Below are 15986 nucleotides of genomic sequence, written 5' to 3'. Positions count from 1 at the left end.
CCGGCCCCTCGCCCCCGCCCCCTCCGCACCCCGCCCCAACCGCCCCCCGACCGGTCGGCACCCGGGCTCCACGCCCGGGCTCCGCACCCCGGCTCCGCACCCGCCGAAGCACCCGCCGAAGCACCCGCCGGAAGGCGGCCTCTCCCTCAGCACAAGCCGCCTTCCGGCCGGTCCCCGGCACCCCGCATCCCCGTGACCCCTCACTCGTTGGCCCCTGTGTGTACAGCTACGACGTCTCCGCGTCCCCCGGCCGGTCCACCACCGCCCCCCGCTCGATCCCCGGCATGCGCCCGTCGTACGACGCGGAGCACCCGCACTCGACGACGCCGATCTACGACGAGCTGTACTCCGAGTACCGGCGGCTGTTCCGCGCGCTCCCGGGCGACCGCTCGGGCGAGGAGGACCTGAAGTTCACCGGCTTCGCGGTCCGCGACGGCTACCCGGTGCTCGGCGAACCGCGCCCGTACCCGCCCCAGCACCAGGCCTTCCACAGCTACGGGGGGCAGCCGCCCGGCCTGCCGCAGTTCATGCCGAGCCAGCAGCACGGCCACTCCGCAGGGCACGCCACCGGCCACTCCGGCCACGGCGCCACCAGCCACACTGGCCACACCGGCCAAACCCACCACAGCACCACCGGCCACACCCACCACAGCGCGATGGGCCACACCGGCCACAGCGCCCCTCAGCCTCAGCCGCACCCCCACTCCGAGCCCGCCGCCCCGACCAGCGACGGCTTCGGCCAAGCCGCCCCGGCGGCCACCGCCCCTCAGCACACCCCGCCCCCGCCGCCCCAGTTCACCAACGGCCAGGGCTGGGTGGCCGCCGGCTACCTCGGCCCGATCCCGCACTCGATGCCCGCGCCGCCCCCGGCCCCCGCCCCGGCGATGGGCACCGCCACCGGCGTCGCCACCGCCGCGCCCACCGGCGGCCGCCACCGCCAGATGCTCTCCCTCCCCCCGGGCCGCACGGGCGACACCCACGAACCCCCCCGCTGCCCCACCCCCCCCCCCACCCGGCACACCCCCCCCGGGCCCCGCCACCACCGTGACGGGGCCCTCGCCCACACCTACTGCCGGCACCCACCGACTACTGCCGGTGGATCACGACGTCCTACTTCCGCTTGCGCTTCTCCCGGACCCGCACCGAGATCGAGATCGGCGTCCCGACGAAGCCGAACTCCTCACGCAGCCGGCGCTCGATGAAGCGCCGGTAGCCGGCCTCCAGGAAGCCCGAGGCGAACAGCACGAACCGCGGCGGACGGATGCCCGCCTGGGTGCCGAACAGGACGCGCGGCTGCTTGCCACCGCGGATCGGGTGCGGGTGGGCGGCCACCAGCTCGCCGAGGAAGGCGTTCAGCCGCGCGGTCGGGATGCGGGTCTCCCAGCCCTCCAGCGCGGTCTCGATCGCCGGGACGAGCCTCTCCATGTGCCGGCCGGTCTTGGCCGAGACGTTGACCCGGGGGGCCCACTGCACCTGGACGAGGTCGCGCTCGATCTCGCGCTCCAGGTAGAAGCGGCGCTCCTCGTCCATCTGGTCCCACTTGTTGTAGGCGATGACGACGGCGCGCCCGGCCTCGACGGCCATCGAGATGATCCGGGTGTCCTGCTCGGCGAGGGTCTCGCTGGCGTCGACCAGGACGACCGCGACCTCGGCCTTCTCCAGCGCGGAGGAGGTGCGCAGCGAGGCGTAGAAGTCGGCGCCGGCGGTCAGGTGGACCCGGCGGCGGATGCCGGCGGTGTCGACGAACTTCCAGGTCTTGCCGGCGAGTTCGATCATCTCGTCGACCGGGTCGCGGGTGGTGCCGGCCAGCTCGTTGACGACCACCCGCTCCTCGCCGGCGACCTTGTTCAGCAGGCTGGACTTGCCGACGTTCGGGCGGCCGATCAGCGCGATGCGACGCGGGCCGCCGGGGGCGGCGTCGCCGAAGGTCTGCGGCGGGGCCTCGGGCAGCGCGTCCATGACGGCGTCGAGCAGGTCGCCCGAGCCGCGGCCGTGCAGCGCGGAGACGGGGTGCGGCTCGCCCAGGCCCAGCGACCACAGGTAGGCGGCCTCGGCCTCGGTGGAGGGGCCGTCGACCTTGTTGGCGCACAGCACGGTCGGCTTGCCGGCCCGGCGGATGAGCTTGATCAGGGCTTCGTCGGTGTCGGTGGCGCCGACGGTGGCGTCGACCACGAACAGCACCGCGTCGGCCTGCTCGATGCCGAGCTCGGCCTGCGCGGCCACCATCGCGTCGAGGCCGAGGACGTCGATCTCCCAGCCGCCGGTGTCGACGACCTTGAAGCGGCGGCCGTTCCAGCTGGCCTCGTAGGTGACCCGGTCGCGGGTGACGCCCGGCTTGTCCTCGACGACGGCCTCGCGGCGGCCGATGATGCGGTTCACCAGGGTCGACTTGCCGACGTTCGGGCGGCCGACGATAGCCAGCACCGGCAGCGGTACGTGCTCGGCGCCGTCGAAGCCGTCCACGCCGTCGACGTCGAAGCCTTCCTCGGCGGCGATGGCCATGAACTCGGCGTAGTCGGCGGCGTCCAGTCCACCGTGGCCGGTGTCGGAGTGCTCTGCGGTCATGTTCGTCTGTTCCGTTTCCCGGCGCGGCCCTTCCCAGGGGCGCGCCGTGCGTACCTGCCCCGCTCGGGGCAGCGCGATGGTTGTCTCCGCGGCACCTCGGCGGCACCGCAGCTCATTCGGCCGTTCCGGCCATTCCGGTCGTTCAGGCCATTCCGGTCGTCCGGACCATTGTGGCCGTCGGGCCGACCTGATCATTCCGGCCGATCCGGTCCTCAGACCGGCCCGGCCGTCCAGACCTGTCCGTTCGTTCGGACCTGTCCGTCCATTCAGACCGACGACATCCCGGCCCGCTCCTCCACCAGCGCGGCGATCCGGTCGATCACCTGCTCCAGGGTGAGCTCGCTGGTGTCCACCAGGACGGCGTCCGCGGCCTGGGCCAGCGGGGCCGTCTTCCGGGAGGAGTCGGCGGCGTCCCGGCGGGCGAGGTCGGCGGCCATCGCGGTGATGGTCGCCTCGTCGACGCCCTTGGCGCGCAGCTCGGCCGCCCGGCGCTCGGCCCGGGCCTGCTCGGAGGCGGTCAGGAACACCTTGGCGGTGGCGTTCGGGAACACCACCGTCCCCATGTCCCGGCCCTCGGCGACGATGCCGCGCTCGGCGACCTCGGCGCAGCCGCGCTGCAGCTCCACCAGCCGGGACCGCACCGCCGGCACCGCGGAAACGGCGCTGACCTGCGCCGTCACCTCGGGGCCGCGGATCGGTCCGGAGACGTCCTGGCCGTCCACCGTGATGGTGGGACCGTCCGCGTCCGTGCCCGACACGATCACCGGCTTGCCGCACGCGACGGCCACCGCCTCCGGGTCGGCCACGTCGACGTCGTTGGCCAGCATCCACCAGGTCATCGCCCGGTACATGGCGCCGGTGTCCAGGAAGCTCAGGCCCAGCCGGGCCGCCACCGCCCGCGAGACGGTCGACTTGCCCGAACCGGAGGGTCCGTCGATCGCGACGACGACCGGGGCGTGCGCTCGGTCGGCAGTGTCCACGGGGCCGAACCTCTCTCTGGGCGTGAAAGCCGGGGCCTGGGGAGGCAGACGGCAGGGGATTGTCTCCCTCAAGGTTAATGGACCGCCGCCCTACCCACTCCGCCACCCGATCAGCCCAGTACCAGCCCCCTGCCAGCCCCCCTCGGCCCCGGGATCAGCCCCGGTACCGGCGCCGGTATCAGCCCCGGGCTTCAGCCCCGGCTCCAGGCCCGGTATCAGCCCTGGTCGGGGCCCAGGACCTGCAGGACGGCGTTGCCCAGCCGGGGCCGCAGGTACTCCCCGTCCCACTCGATGCCGAGGATGCCGGCGGTGAAGGCCATCGGGATCTCGCGGCCGAGGAGGTCCCAGACGAACGGCACCTTGGAGACGTGCGAGGGGAAGTCGTTCACCGCGAAGGAGTCCCGGTGGTACGGGTTGGCGTCCGCCTCCCGCCAGCCGAAGGACTGGCGCAGCCGTGGCCCGTCGGGGGTCTGGGTGTGCGCGAGGAAGGCGGTGAGCCAGCCGGTCACCCGTGGGCCGCCGGACATCGACCGCCACTTGAAGAGCGAGCGCCAGAACTCGTCGTCGACCGCCCCGCCCGCCGCGGTCGCCGCGATCTCGTCGAGCACCGGGCGCAGTTCGGCGAACCACGGCGCCAGCCAGTCGAAGCGCTCCGCCAGCCCGGCGACCCGCGCCACCAGCAGCGCCCAGTCCTCGGCCGTGCCCTCCAGCCGGATCCGCGGGATGCCGCAGCGGGTCTCCCAGCGGAAGGCGTAGTAGGGGCTGACCACGTCCATCAGCGCCACCAGCGCGCAGGAGCCGTCGTCGGGCGTGGTCGTCGAGAACGCCGGCTGGAACAGCTCCACCAGCTCGGCCCCGACCGCCGCCGCCAGCGGCTCCCGCACCAGCCGGATCGACCGCGACCAGTCCGGCCCGGGCGCCGCCAGGGTGTCGTCGCGGACCACGATCGCTTCCCGGCGCCCCTCGGCGCCGCCGAACAGCGCCCGGTACCTCGGCGCGTACATCCGCGCGTGCACGGCCACCTCGTGCACCACCGCGTACCAGAGCACGTCCGGCGACAGGCTGAGCGGCAGGTGCTCCGCGAACGCGGCGTGGACCGCCCGCACCAGCAGGCTGCAGGTCGGCTCCGGCTCGGCGGGCTCCGGGTCCGGCGGCGTCGGTCGGGGCAGTTCGACCAGCGCTTCGACGCTGCGGTGGTGGATCCGGAAGCCCCCACCCACCACCGCGCGCAGGAACCGCTCGTTCCCCAGGTCCACCGGCCGGCCGTAGGACCCGTGCCGGGTCTCGCCCAGCGGCAACTCGATGATCACCCCTGCTCCCCCCTCAACCGAAGCCCTCGACCGAACCCCTCGGCCGAACCCCTCACCCGAAGTCCCGGAAGCCGACCGGCCCCCGCAGCCCGATCAGTCCCGGACGCTCCACCCGCTCGCCCGCAGCGCCACCGTGAGCGGCTTGACCGCCCCCGGCGCCACCGACAGCTGGACGAAGCCCACCTGCTGGCCGGTCGAGTGCTCGATGACGACGTCCTCGATGTTGACCCCGGCCGCGCCGACCTCGCCGAACAGCCGGCCCAGCTCGCCGGGCTGGTCACCGAGCACCACGGCCACCGTCTCGTACCGGGTGGGCGGCGCGCCGTGCTTGCCGGGGATGCGGGCCTGGCCGGTGTTGCCGCGCCGCATGACCGCCTCGATCCCGGCCGCGCCCGCCCGGCGCTCGCCCTCCTCGGGGGCGTCCAGGGCGCGCAGCGCGGTGACGGTCTCCCCGAGGTCGGAGGCGACCTCCTCCAGGATGTCGGCGACCGCGCCGGCGTTGGCGGAGAGGATGTCGACCCACATGCCGGGGTTGGAGGCGGCGATCCTGGTGACGTCCCGAACGCCCTGCCCGGAGAGCCTTATGGCGGTCTCGTCGGCGTGCTCCAGCCGGGCGGCGACCAGCGAGGACACCAGCTGCGGGGCGTGCGAGACCAGGGCGACGGCCCGGTCGTGCGCGGCCGCGTCCATCACGATCGGCATCGCACCGCAGAGCGCGACCAGTTCCAGGGCGGCGTTGAGCGTCTCCGTGTCGGTGTCGTCGGTGGGGGTGAGCACCCAGGGGCGGCCCTCGAACAGGTCGGCGCGGGCGGCCAGCGGGCCGGAGCGCTCGCGGCCGGCCATCGGGTGGCTGCCGATGTAGTGGACGGTGTCGCAGCCGAGCGCGGCGACCTCGATGCGCGGGCCGGCCTTGACGCTGGCGACGTCGGTGTACCAGCGGGCCAGGTTGCGGCGCTGGCAGTCGGCGAGCACCTTGCCGACGAGGGCGGGCGGCACGGCGATGATCGCCAGGTCGACCGGGCCGTCGGCCGGATCGGTGATGCCGGCGCCGAGGGAGGCGGCGGTCCGGGCGGCGTCCGGGTCGGCGTCCTCCAGATGGACGGTCAGCCCGCGGCCGGCCAGGGCGAGCGCGGCGGAGGTGCCGATCAGTCCGGTACCGACGACGACGGCAGTGCGCATGGCGGGTCGCGCTCCTTCTCGAATTCTCGGGCTTCGCGTTCTGGGCTTCGCGTTCTGAGCTTCGTGTTCTGGGTCTCCCGGGTTGCCCGGCCTCGCGGGACTTCCCGGGCCACCCGGCCTCGCGGGACTTCGCGGTTCTCGGTCCGGTCGGCGCCCCGGCACGGGCCGGGAGCACCCGCGCCCCATCCTCTCGCATCCGCCCCACCCACGCCCCCACCGCCCACCCGTTGGGCAACCAAGGCGGCCCCGCCCCCGTCCCACACCATGCGGACGCACGCCGGGCACCGCAGGCACCAAGGCACCACGAACACCACAGGCACCGCGAACGCGCCAGACCCACCAGACCCGCCAACGGGCACACACGCCGCACCCCGCGAAATCCGGCGACGCCCGCACCGAAGCGGGGCAGACTGGCCGCCCGGGCACGGCGCGGGCGACACGCGGAACACGGCACGCGAACGAAGGGGTTGCGCATGGACGATCAGCACAGCGGCGACGATCAGCAGAACGGCGAGGACCGCCACGTCAGCGAGGCCGGGCCCCCGAAGCCCCCCGCCGTCCCCGCCCACCCGTCGGTCCTGGACTCCGTCGTGGTCTACGCCGAGGGCGCGGTGTGCCGCCGCCGGGCCAGCGTCCCGCTCCCGGCCGACGGCCGGCTGCGGCTGACCGGCCTGCCCTCCTCCCTGGACGGCCGCTCGCTGCGCGCCCGGGTGCTCGACGGCCCGAGCGGGACGGCGGTCACCGAGGCCCGGCTGGAGCTGCTCGCCGAGTTCCACGAGCCGACCGAACTCCCCAGGCTCCGCCGAGAGTTGGACGAGGCCATGGAGCGCCAGGGCGCACTCAACGAGCGCCGCCGACTGGTCCTGACCGCGATCGCCGAGACCTCCGCCCTGCGCGCCGTACCGCCGCAGCGGCGGCGCGAGGAGCCGCTGCGGCGGACGCCCGCCGACGCCTGGCTGGAGCTGGCCGACTTCGTCGACGAGCGCCTGACCCGGCTCCAGCAGCGCGCCGAGGAGCTCACCCGGAAGGTCGAACTCGCTGACCACGAGCGCGAGTTGGCCGCCGACCGACTGGACCGCGCGTCCACCGCCGGCCCCGCCCACCCGGTCGGGACCGCCGCCACCGTCCTGCTCACCCTCACCACCACACCGGCCTCGGCACTCACCGCACAGCCCGTCACGGAACCCGCCCGGGAGTCCGTCGCCCCAGCCCCCGCCCCAGCCCCCGAGGAGCCCCCCGCCCGGCTCGACATCGAGCTGGAGTACGGCGTCCCCGCCGCCCGCTGGGTGCCCGCCTACCGCCTCTCCTACCGCCACGGCGCCGACACCGGCCGGCTCGTCCTGCGCGCCTCCGTCGCCCAGCAGACCGGCGAGGACTGGACCGGCGTCCGGCTCGCCCTCTCCACCGCCGACCTCGACCGCCGCACCGACCTGCCCCGGCTCCGCTCGCTGCGGATCGGCCGCAGCCAGCCCGCCCCGCCGCCGTCCGGCTGGCGCGAGCCCCCGGCCGGCCTGGCCGACCTCTTCACCAGCTACGACGACGCCGGCGCCGGAGCCCGCTCGGCCCCGCGCCGCAAGGCCCCGCTCGCCGCCTCGGCGCCCGGCCCGTACGGATCCGCCGCCCGGCTCAACCGCCTCGGCGGCGCCCGGCCCGCCGGTCCCCGCCCCGCCGACGCCGGCCTCGTGGCCGACGCCGCCCGGCTGGCCGCCCCCGCCGGGCGCGGCGGCACCCTGGACATCGACGAACCCGCCCCGACGCCCCCGCCCCCCCCGGGCGGCTTCGCCGGATACGGCGGTGCGCCCGCCGCCACCCCGATGCCCCAAGCCCCCCTGCCGCAAGCCTCGATGTACCAAGCCTCGATGCCCCAGGCCTCCGCGCCGCCGCCCGCCCCCGTGGCACCGGGCGGCGCACCCCCACCGGACCTGTACCCGCTCGCCCGCCGCTCCCGCCGAAGCGGCGGCGGCACCGAGGCCCCCGGCACCGGCTTCGCCCCGGACGCCTCCCTGCTCGACTACCCCGGCCTCGTCCTGGCCGGCCCCGACGCACCCGCCACCCACCGCGGCACCCTGCACCCCCAGGCCGAGCAAGCCGACCGGGCCGACCACTACGGGCCGGCGGCGATGGTCCCGGGCGGCACCGGCGGCGAGCGGGTACGCCACCTGGCGCTCCCCCGGCACGCCGTCCCGCCCCGCGAGTCGGCGGGCTCCTTCGACCACCGCTTCGACTCCACCGCCCCCGCCGACATCCCGTCCGACGGCACCTGGCACACCGTCACGATCGACGAGATCCCGGTGTCCGTCCGCCCGGAGTACGTCACCGTCCCCGCCGTCGAGGAGAAGGTGTACGCCACCCTGGTGCTCGCCAACCGGACCGACCGCGCCGTGCTGGCCGGCCCGGTCGAGGTCACCGTCGACGACGAGTTCCTGCTCACCGCCGCCCTGCCCACCCTCGCCCCGGGCGGGCTGCGGAGCCTGGGCATCGGGGTCACCGAGAGCATCGAGGTGGCGCGCCGCACCGAGCTGCACGAGTCCACCGCGGGCATGCTGAGCAGCAGCACCGTGCTCGACCACCGGGTGCACGTCCAGCTGGCGAACCGGCTCGGCCGTACCGTCACCGTGGAGGTCCGCGAGCGCGTGCCGGTCGCCTCCGACGCCGAGATCCGGATCGAGGAGCGGGCCGACTGGCAGGCCCCGGCGGTCTCCACGCCGGACTGCCCGCCCAGCACCCGGCTCTGGCGGGTCGAGCTGCCGCCCGGCGGCCGCACCGAGCTGGACGGCGGCTACCAGATCAAGATCCCGGCCGGAAAGGCCATCGTCGGTGGAAACCGGAGGAACTGAACGATGACCGGAACGACCATCCCCCTCCCCGTCACCGCCGTCACCTGCCTGGAGGACCGCAGCCAGGTCGAACGCACCGCCACCGTCGACCTCGCCGCGGGCGTCCAGCGGCTGCGCCTGGGCCCGCTCACCGCGCTCGCCGTCGACCGCACCCTGCGCGCCGAGACCACCGCCCCCGGCACCCGCGTGCTGGATGCCCGGATCGTCCGCGACTGGATCCCCCGCGCCCCGCTGCCGCCCGGCCCGGAGGACTCCCGGCTGCGCCACCGGCTGCACGAGCTGGAGACCGCGAGCCGCCTCGCCGACCAGACCCGCGCCCGCCTGGAGGCCCGGCTGGCGCTGCTCGCCCAGCTCTCCGCCGACCTGCTGCGCGAGATCGGCGAGGGCGCCGGGATCGGCGAGCTCGAACGCACCCGCTGGGCCCGCGAACTGGACCGGGTGGACGCCGAACGCGAGCGCCACGGCGAGGAGCTGCGGACCACCCACTCCCGGCTGCGCCGCCTGGACCAGGAGCGCTCGCAGGCCCTGATCGCCCTCGACCAGGCCGAGGAGGAACCGGCCGAACTGGTCGCCCACCTGGAGCTCACCGTCGAGGCGGCGCAGCCCGGCCCGAGCGGGCTGGCCGTCACCCACCTGGTGCCGTGCGCCCTCTGGCGCCCCTCGTACCGGGCCACCCTGGACGACGGGAGCCTGCGACTGGAGTCGGAGGCGGTGGTCTGGCAGCGCACCGGCGAGGACTGGACCGGCGTCCGGCTCACCTTCTCCACCGCCCGCTCGGCCCTCGCCACCGACCCGCCCGCCGTCGCCGAGGACGTCCTGATGCTGCGCGAGCGCACCGCGGAGGAGCGCCGCACGGTCGAGGTGGAGCTGCGCGAGGAGGCGATCAGCGCGCTCGGCCCGGCCGCCGGGGTGCCGGGGGTGGACGACGGCGGGGAGGTCCGGGTGCTGCCCGCGCCCGCCCCGGCCACCGTGCCCTCCGACGGCCGGGCGCACCGGGTGCCGCTCGGCACCTTCACCGGGCAGGCGAGCAGCGAGTACGCGTGCGCGCCGGAGCTGTCCCCGCTGGTGACCCAGGTGGTCCGGTTCCGCAACGCGGCCGAGCACCCGCTGCTGGCGGGTCCGGTCGAACTGGTCCGCGGCAGCGGCTTCACCGGTCGGGGTGAGCTGGGCTTCACCGCCGCCGGGGCCGACGCCGAGCTGGCGTTCGGCAGCTCGGACGGCTACCGGGTGGTCCGCGAGGCCGAGGAGCGCCAGGCCACCGCCGGGCTCACCGGCCGCCAGACGACCACCCGGACGGTGCGGCTGCACCTCTCCCGCTTCTCCGGCCCGGAGGAGCGGGACGAGCAGGTCGTCGCGGTCCGCGAGCGGGTGCCGGTCTCCGAGGTGTCGGCGGTGGAGGTGCGGCTGCGCAAGGAGGAGTGCTCCCCGTCGCCGGACGCCTTCGACGCCGAGGGCATCCTCCGCTGGGACGTCCCGCTCGGGCCCGGCGCCCGTCGGACGGTCACGCTGGTCTACGAGGTCTCCGCCACCGCCAAGGTCGCCGGGCTCTGAGGAGCCCGGCCTCCGCCGCCGTCCGAACACCGGTCCGCTCGTGACGACCGCTCAGGACCAAACCGGGTAGAACAGGAACATGATCCTCCACCTCGCACCCCTGGACGACTGGCTGTCCGACCCCGGTCGGCCGTACACCACCGCGTCGCTGCTCACCGACGGGTTCATCCACTGCTCGGCGGACGAACAGACGGCGCTCGCGGTGGCCAACGCCTTCTTCGCCGACACTCCCGACCCGCTGATGGCGCTGCTGATCGAGGAGTCACAGGTGGAACCGATGGTCAAGTGGGAGGCCCCGCACGGCGCACCGCCGCCCGGGGCCACCCCCGGCCTGCTGTTCCCGCACGTCTACGGACGGCTCAACCGCTCCGCCGTCAAGGGCCTGCTGAAGGTCGAACGCGGCCCGGACGGCCGCTGGGCCACCCTCACCCCCTGGAGCTGACGCCCAACCCCCGACGCCCAACCCCCGACGCCCAACCCCCGACGGCCCACCCCCGACGGCCCACCCCCGACGGCCCACCTGGCCCGGTGCACAACCAGCCCCGGTCACAACCAGCCGGTCGGCCAGCTCACAACCAGCCCCGCTCCCGGGCCGCCATACCGGCCTGGAAGCGGGTGGTGGCGCCCAGCGAGCGCATCAGGCTCTGCAACCGGCGCTGCGTGGTGCGGGCGCTCCAGCCCAGCGACCGGGCGATCGACTCGTCGGTGAGGCCGGCCGCCAGCAGGCCCAGCAGCTTGCGGTGGTCGGCCTCCGGCTCCAGCGTCGCGTCCCCGGTGCCGATCGCGGCCTGCAACTGGACGGCGCGCTCCCACTCCGCCTCGAACAGCGTGTCCAGCGCCTGGAGCAGCGCGGAGGGGTGGATGACGTACGCGGCGTCGAGGACGCTGTCGCCCACGCTGATCGGGATGATCGCCATCCGGTCGTCCGAAATGATCATCTTCATCGGCAGCGACGGCCGGACCCTGGCCTCCTCGCCGTCCGCGACCCCGGCCAGGATGTTCCGCTCCAGCCGGCCCGGCCAGGCCACCGCGTCCCGGTCGTAGACGGTCCGCAGCCGCAGACCCTCCCGCAACCGCCGCCGCTGCAACGGGATCGGGGTCACCGGATCCTGGATGTACGGCGGGCGGTCGAAGCCGCGGACCTGGTACTGGCTGGTCTCGGTGATGTGCTCCAGCCGCTGCGCGATCGCCTCGCCACCGGTCAGCACCTCCACCGAGTGCGCCGGATCGGTGTACCGCGAAGCCTCCCGGAAGGCGTCCATCAGGCGGTGCATCTCGGCCCGGGCGTGCCGCAGTTCGGACTCGCGGTGGCCGATCAGGGTGCCGATCGCGACATCGGGGGCGACCGGCAGGTAGCGCTGCCGGTCCACCGGCGCCCGAGTCGCCATGCCCTGCTGCGCCAGGCGGTCCAGGGCGCGCACGCTCTGCTGGAGCGTCAGGCCGCAGCCCTCGGCCAGTTCCTCCGCGGTGGACTGCGGATTGGCCACCAGCGCCGCGTAGACCTGTCCGTCCGGCTCGGCCAGTCCCAGTGCGCTGAGTGGTGCATCCGACACGACGCCGTCTCCCCCGTTCGCCCCCCACCGGCGCCGGCCCTGGCGCAGTCCCGCCACTGGGCGGGTGGTGGTCCGGTGGCAATCCTCTGCCACAGATCATGGCACTGACAAGGCCGTGACCAGGGGTTGCGGCCCGCCTCGCACCCCACCCACCCCCGCCGGACGACCGAGGGCCTCCCCGCCTTTCGACGGGGAGGCCCTCTACAGAAGCCCGAATATACCGACCGGTCTACAGACTCCAGCGGGAATATACCGACCGGTCTATATAGCCCGACCGGAATATACCGACCGGTCTACAGAAATATACCGACCGGTCTACAGACCGACCTCGCGCATCAGCTGACCGACCTCGGGGTTGGTCAGACGGCGCAGCCAGCCCGACTTCTGGTCGCCCAGCGCGATCGGGCCGAAGTGCGTGCGCACCAGCTTCTCGACCGGGAAGCCGGCCTCGGACAGCATCCGGCGGACGATGTGCTTGCGACCCTCGTGCAGGGTCACCTCGACCAGGTAGTTCTTGCCGACGTTGGAGATCACCTTGAAGCTGTCGGCGCGCGCGAAGCCGTCCTCCAGCTCGATGCCCTGCGCCAGCTGCTTGCCCAGGTCGCGCGGGATCGGGCCCTGGATGGCGGCCAGGTAGGTCTTGGTCACGCCGTACCGGGGGTGGGTGAGACGGTGGGCCAGCTCGCCGTGGTTGGTGAGCAGGATGATGCCCTCGGTCTCGGTGTCCAGACGGCCGACGTGGAACAGCCGGGTCTCCCGGTTGGTCACGTAGTCGCCGAGGCACTGGCGCCCGTCCGGGTCCTCCATGGTGGAGACCACGCCGGCCGGCTTGTTGAGCGCGAAGAACAGGTACGACTGGGTGGCGACGGTCAGGCCGTCCACCTTGATCTCGTCGTTCTGCGGGTCGACCCGCTTGCCCTGCTCGGTGACGAGCTTGCCGTTGACCTGGACCCGGCCCTGCTCGATCAGCTCCTCGCAGGCGCGGCGGCTGCCGATGCCCGCCCGGGCCAGCACCTTCTGCAGGCGCTCGCCCTCGGGCTCGCCGAAGGTCTTGGGCAGCTTGACGGCCGGCTTGTCGTGCCGGGCGAGGACGGCGTCCTCGATCTTGGCCTGCAGCTCGCGCGAGCGCTGCGGCTGGCGGCGCGGGTCGCCCGGGGCGCCCTGGCCCTCACGGCGCGGGCGCGGGGCCGGGCTGGGGCGACGCCCGGAGAAGCCGCCGCGGGCGGGGGTGGCGTTGGGGCCGCCGCCGTACTCGGGGCGGTCGTAGCGCCGCTCCTCGGGCCGCAGCGGGCGGTCCGGGTACCGGTTGTCGTCGCGCCGGTCGTCCCGGCGGCTGTCACGCCCGTACGAGCCGGAGCCCGAGCCGGAGCCGCCGCGCGAGCCGGCACCGCTGCCGCCGCCGTACGAGCCGCCGCGCGAGCCCGAACCGGACCCACCGCCGTACGAACCCCCGCGCGAGCCGGAGCCCGAGCCGGACCCGCCGCCGTACGAGCCGCTCCGCGAACCCGAACCGGACCCGCCGCCGTACGAACCCCCACGCGAGCCGGAGCCCGAGCCGGAGCCCGAGCCGCTGCGGCCGCTGCCGCTGCCGCCGTAGGAGCCGCCGCCCCGGCCCCCGCCCTGTCCGCTGCGACCGCTGCCGCCGCCGCTGCCGTTCCTGCCGTTGCCACTGCTACGCATCAAAGTGTCCGTACGTCGTTACCGTCTGGGATGTGCGGTCGTTTCGGCCGACCTCACCGCCCCCTACCGATCAGGCGCAGCCCGACCGGCCTCGCCACTGCCGTCCACGGCCTTCACGGCAGCGGCGGCGACCGCCTCCGCGATCATCGTGCCCTCCAGGGACTCCGCTTCCACGTCGTCGACCTCGGGCAGGAAGGGAGCAAGCTCCGGCAGCTCGTCCAGGCCGCGGAGCCCCATCCGTTCCAGGAAGTAGTTCGTCGTCCGATACAGGATCGCACCTGTTTCGGGCTCGGATCCGGCCTCTTCCACCAGTCCTCGCTGTACCAGGGTACGCATCACGCCGTCACAGTTCACACCGCGGACGGCGGAAACCCTCGATCTGGACACCGGCTGCCGGTAGGCGACGACCGCCAGGGTCTCCAGTGCGGCCTGCGTGAGCCGGGCCTGCTGGCCGTCCAGCAGGAAGCGGTCGACGGCCGGAGCGCAGGTGTCCCGGCTGTAGAACCGCCACCCGCCGGCGATCAGCCGCAGGTCGAATCCGCGGCCCTGGGCGGTGTATTCGGCGGCCAGTTCGCGCAGCGCCGCGGCCACCTGCGCCCGGGGCCGCTCCAGCACGCCGGCCAGCCGCTCCTCCCCGGCCGGCTCGTCGACGACCATCAGGATCGCCTCCAGCTCGGCCTTCAGTCCGGCCCCGGCCACCTCCTCGCCCTCGGCCGAATCAGCACCCTCGGCCCGATCAGCATCCTCGGCCGGATCAGCATCCTCGGCCAGATCGGCGACGCCGACCAGATCACCGACGCCGGAAGTCGACGGGGCCGACTTCTGGTGGACGACCCGGGCCTCGCCCTCCGACGAGACACCCACGGACGCCGCCACCGGCTTCACCGGCCCCGCCACCGGCCCCGGCAGCAGCCCCGCCACCGGCTCCGGCAGCAGCTCGAAGGCCGGCTCCAGCCACTCCCCGGCCCGCGGCCGCCCCGGCAGCCCGAGCGGGCGCCGCACCGGCCGCCCGCCGCCCCCGCCGCTCCCACTCAGGCTCCCGCCCCCACTCGGGCTCCCGTTCCCACCACTCATCGGCTCTCCTCCCGCTCCCGCTCGCCCACCGGCCGGTCGAACTCGTCCGTCACCTCGACCGCGCCCCGGTCCGCCTCCGCCACCCAGCGCACCAGCAGTTCGCCCAACGCCTCCGGCTGCTCGAAGGCCAGCACCCGTTCCCGGTACAGCTCCAGCAGCGCCAGGAAACGGGCGACGACCACCAGCTCGTCCGGCGCGTCCGCGACCAGCCGCTGGAACGACGCCTCGCCGAGCTCGGTGAGCAGCCCGACCACCAGCCCGGCCTGCTCACGCACGCTGACCGGCGGGCTGTGGATGTGGTCGACGTACACGACGGGCTTCGGCTTGGGTTCCATGGCCCTGGCCGCCAGCTCCGCGAGCCGCTCCGGGCCGATGGTGATGACCACCTCGGGCAGCAGCCCGGCATGCCGGGGCTCCAGCCCGACGGTGCGCGGGCGTCGGGCCAGCTCGGCGGCCCAGCGCTCGCCGAAGAGAGCCGCCGCCCGCTTGTACGCCCGGTACTGCAGCAACCGGGCGAACAGCAGGTCGCGGGCCTCCAGCAGCGCCAGGTCCTCCTCGTCCTCGACCTCGGCGGCGGGCAGCAGCCGGGCGGCCTTGAGGTCGAGCAGGGTCGCGGCGACGACCAGGAACTCGGTCGCCGCGTCCAGGTCCCAGTCCGGGCCCATCGCCCGGATGTGTGCCATGAACTCGTCGGTGACGGTGGCCAGCGCCACTTCGGTGACGTCGAGCTTGTGCTTCGCGATCAGGCTGAGCAGCAGGTCGAAGGGGCCTTCGAAGTTGTCCAGCCGCACCCGGAAACCGCCCCGCGGCTGTTCCTCGGTCGCGTTCACGGCGGTGGTGGGTGGTTCGGCGGTGCTCGGCATGACGGTCCATCTTCACCCGGCCCGGCCGCCCGCCCCGCCCCCGGGGCCGTCGACACGCCGTCGACACCGCAGGACGCCGACACGCCACACCAGGGATGCCGCGCCGGGGATGCCACACCGGGACCGCCGCACCGGAGGCACCGCACCGGCAGCACCAGAAGCACTACCGACGCCCAGGAAGGGGCCTAGCGGCCGCGCAACCGCCGGACCAGGATGGAGGCCTCACCGCGCTGCTCCAGGTCCGCCAGGACGACCGCGATGGCCTCCCGGACGATCCGCCCGCGGTCCACGGCCAGGCCGTGCTCACCGCGCAGCACCAGCCGGGCGTGCTCCAGGTCCATGAGCTCCTCGGCGGACACGTACACGGTGATCTTCTCGTCGTGCCGCTCGCGCC

General features: G+C 74.6%; 12 protein-coding genes and 1 pseudogene. 4 read left to right on the top strand and 9 right to left on the bottom strand.

The features are described from left to right. Positions 1-218 precede the first annotated feature (218 nt). Positions 219-1202, top strand: coding sequence for a hypothetical protein (locus ACFV6I_RS27165; RefSeq protein ID WP_380428174.1), 984 nt, complete (start codon positions 219-221; stop codon positions 1200-1202). Here the strand turns inward: ACFV6I_RS27165 and der are convergent. The 4 genes from der to ACFV6I_RS27145 form a co-directional block, all read right to left on the bottom strand. Next, a complete protein-coding gene (der, locus tag ACFV6I_RS27160; RefSeq protein ID WP_063349663.1) occupies positions 1111-2565 on the bottom strand; it encodes a ribosome biogenesis GTPase Der in 1455 nt (484 codons plus the stop codon). The two genes, ACFV6I_RS27165 and der, sit on opposite strands and share 92 nt — an antisense overlap. A 266-nt stretch (positions 2566-2831) precedes the next feature. Beyond that, positions 2832-3545: a (d)CMP kinase gene (gene cmk, locus ACFV6I_RS27155; protein ID WP_380371734.1), complete on the bottom strand. Its 714-nt coding sequence runs from the start codon at positions 3543-3545 to the stop codon at positions 2832-2834. 215 nt (positions 3546-3760) lie between these two features. Then, on the bottom strand, positions 3761-4855 hold the full coding sequence (locus tag ACFV6I_RS27150) for a DUF4419 domain-containing protein (protein ID WP_380428171.1): 1095 nt from the start codon (positions 4853-4855) through the stop codon (positions 3761-3763). Between the two features lie 93 nt (positions 4856-4948). Continuing rightward, a complete protein-coding gene (locus ACFV6I_RS27145) occupies positions 4949-6034 on the bottom strand; it encodes a prephenate dehydrogenase (RefSeq protein WP_380341215.1) in 1086 nt (361 codons plus the stop codon). A 473-nt stretch (positions 6035-6507) separates the two neighbouring features. Between ACFV6I_RS27145 and ACFV6I_RS27140 the strand changes: the two genes are divergently transcribed. The 3 genes from ACFV6I_RS27140 (at position 6508) to ACFV6I_RS27130 (ending at position 10864) form a co-directional block, all read left to right on the top strand. Beyond that, positions 6508-8871, top strand: a complete 2364-nt coding sequence (locus ACFV6I_RS27140; protein ID WP_380428169.1) for a DUF4139 domain-containing protein — start codon at positions 6508-6510, stop codon at positions 8869-8871. A gap of 3 nt (positions 8872-8874) precedes the next feature. Next, complete coding sequence (locus ACFV6I_RS27135; protein WP_380428167.1) at positions 8875-10422, top strand: mucoidy inhibitor MuiA family protein; 1548 nt, start codon at positions 8875-8877, stop codon at positions 10420-10422. Between the two features lie 79 nt (positions 10423-10501). Next, positions 10502-10864 carry a DUF952 domain-containing protein gene (locus ACFV6I_RS27130; protein ID WP_063349658.1) on the top strand — a complete coding sequence of 121 codons (363 nt, stop codon included), beginning with the start codon at positions 10502-10504 and terminating at the stop codon, positions 10862-10864. A gap of 127 nt (positions 10865-10991) precedes the next feature. Here ACFV6I_RS27130 and ACFV6I_RS27125 read toward each other — a convergent pair whose 3' ends face one another. The 5 genes and pseudogenes from ACFV6I_RS27125 to ACFV6I_RS27105 form a co-directional block, all read right to left on the bottom strand. Further along, complete coding sequence (locus ACFV6I_RS27125; RefSeq protein WP_159398525.1) at positions 10992-11975, bottom strand: helix-turn-helix domain-containing protein; 984 nt, start codon at positions 11973-11975, stop codon at positions 10992-10994. 315 nt (positions 11976-12290) lie between these two features. After that, positions 12291-13655, bottom strand: a complete 1365-nt coding sequence (locus tag ACFV6I_RS27120; protein WP_380428165.1) for a pseudouridine synthase — start codon at positions 13653-13655, stop codon at positions 12291-12293. Between the two features lie 63 nt (positions 13656-13718). After that, positions 13719-14354, bottom strand: coding sequence for an SMC-Scp complex subunit ScpB (gene scpB, locus ACFV6I_RS27115; RefSeq protein ID WP_279634960.1), 636 nt, complete (start codon positions 14352-14354; stop codon positions 13719-13721). Between the two features lie 371 nt (positions 14355-14725). Beyond that, positions 14726-15592 (bottom strand): ScpA family protein, encoded by an 867-nt coding sequence (locus ACFV6I_RS27110; RefSeq protein WP_079135939.1) that lies wholly within the window; start codon positions 15590-15592, stop codon positions 14726-14728. 185 nt (positions 15593-15777) lie between these two features. Then, a pseudogene (locus ACFV6I_RS27105) lies at positions 15778-15986 on the bottom strand (hypothetical protein); the annotation flags it as partial.

This window comes from Kitasatospora sp. NPDC059803 (assembly GCF_042732255.1).
GTDB lineage: Bacteria > Actinomycetota > Actinomycetes > Streptomycetales > Streptomycetaceae > Kitasatospora.
This window is presented reverse-complemented; position numbering and strand designations above follow the sequence as displayed.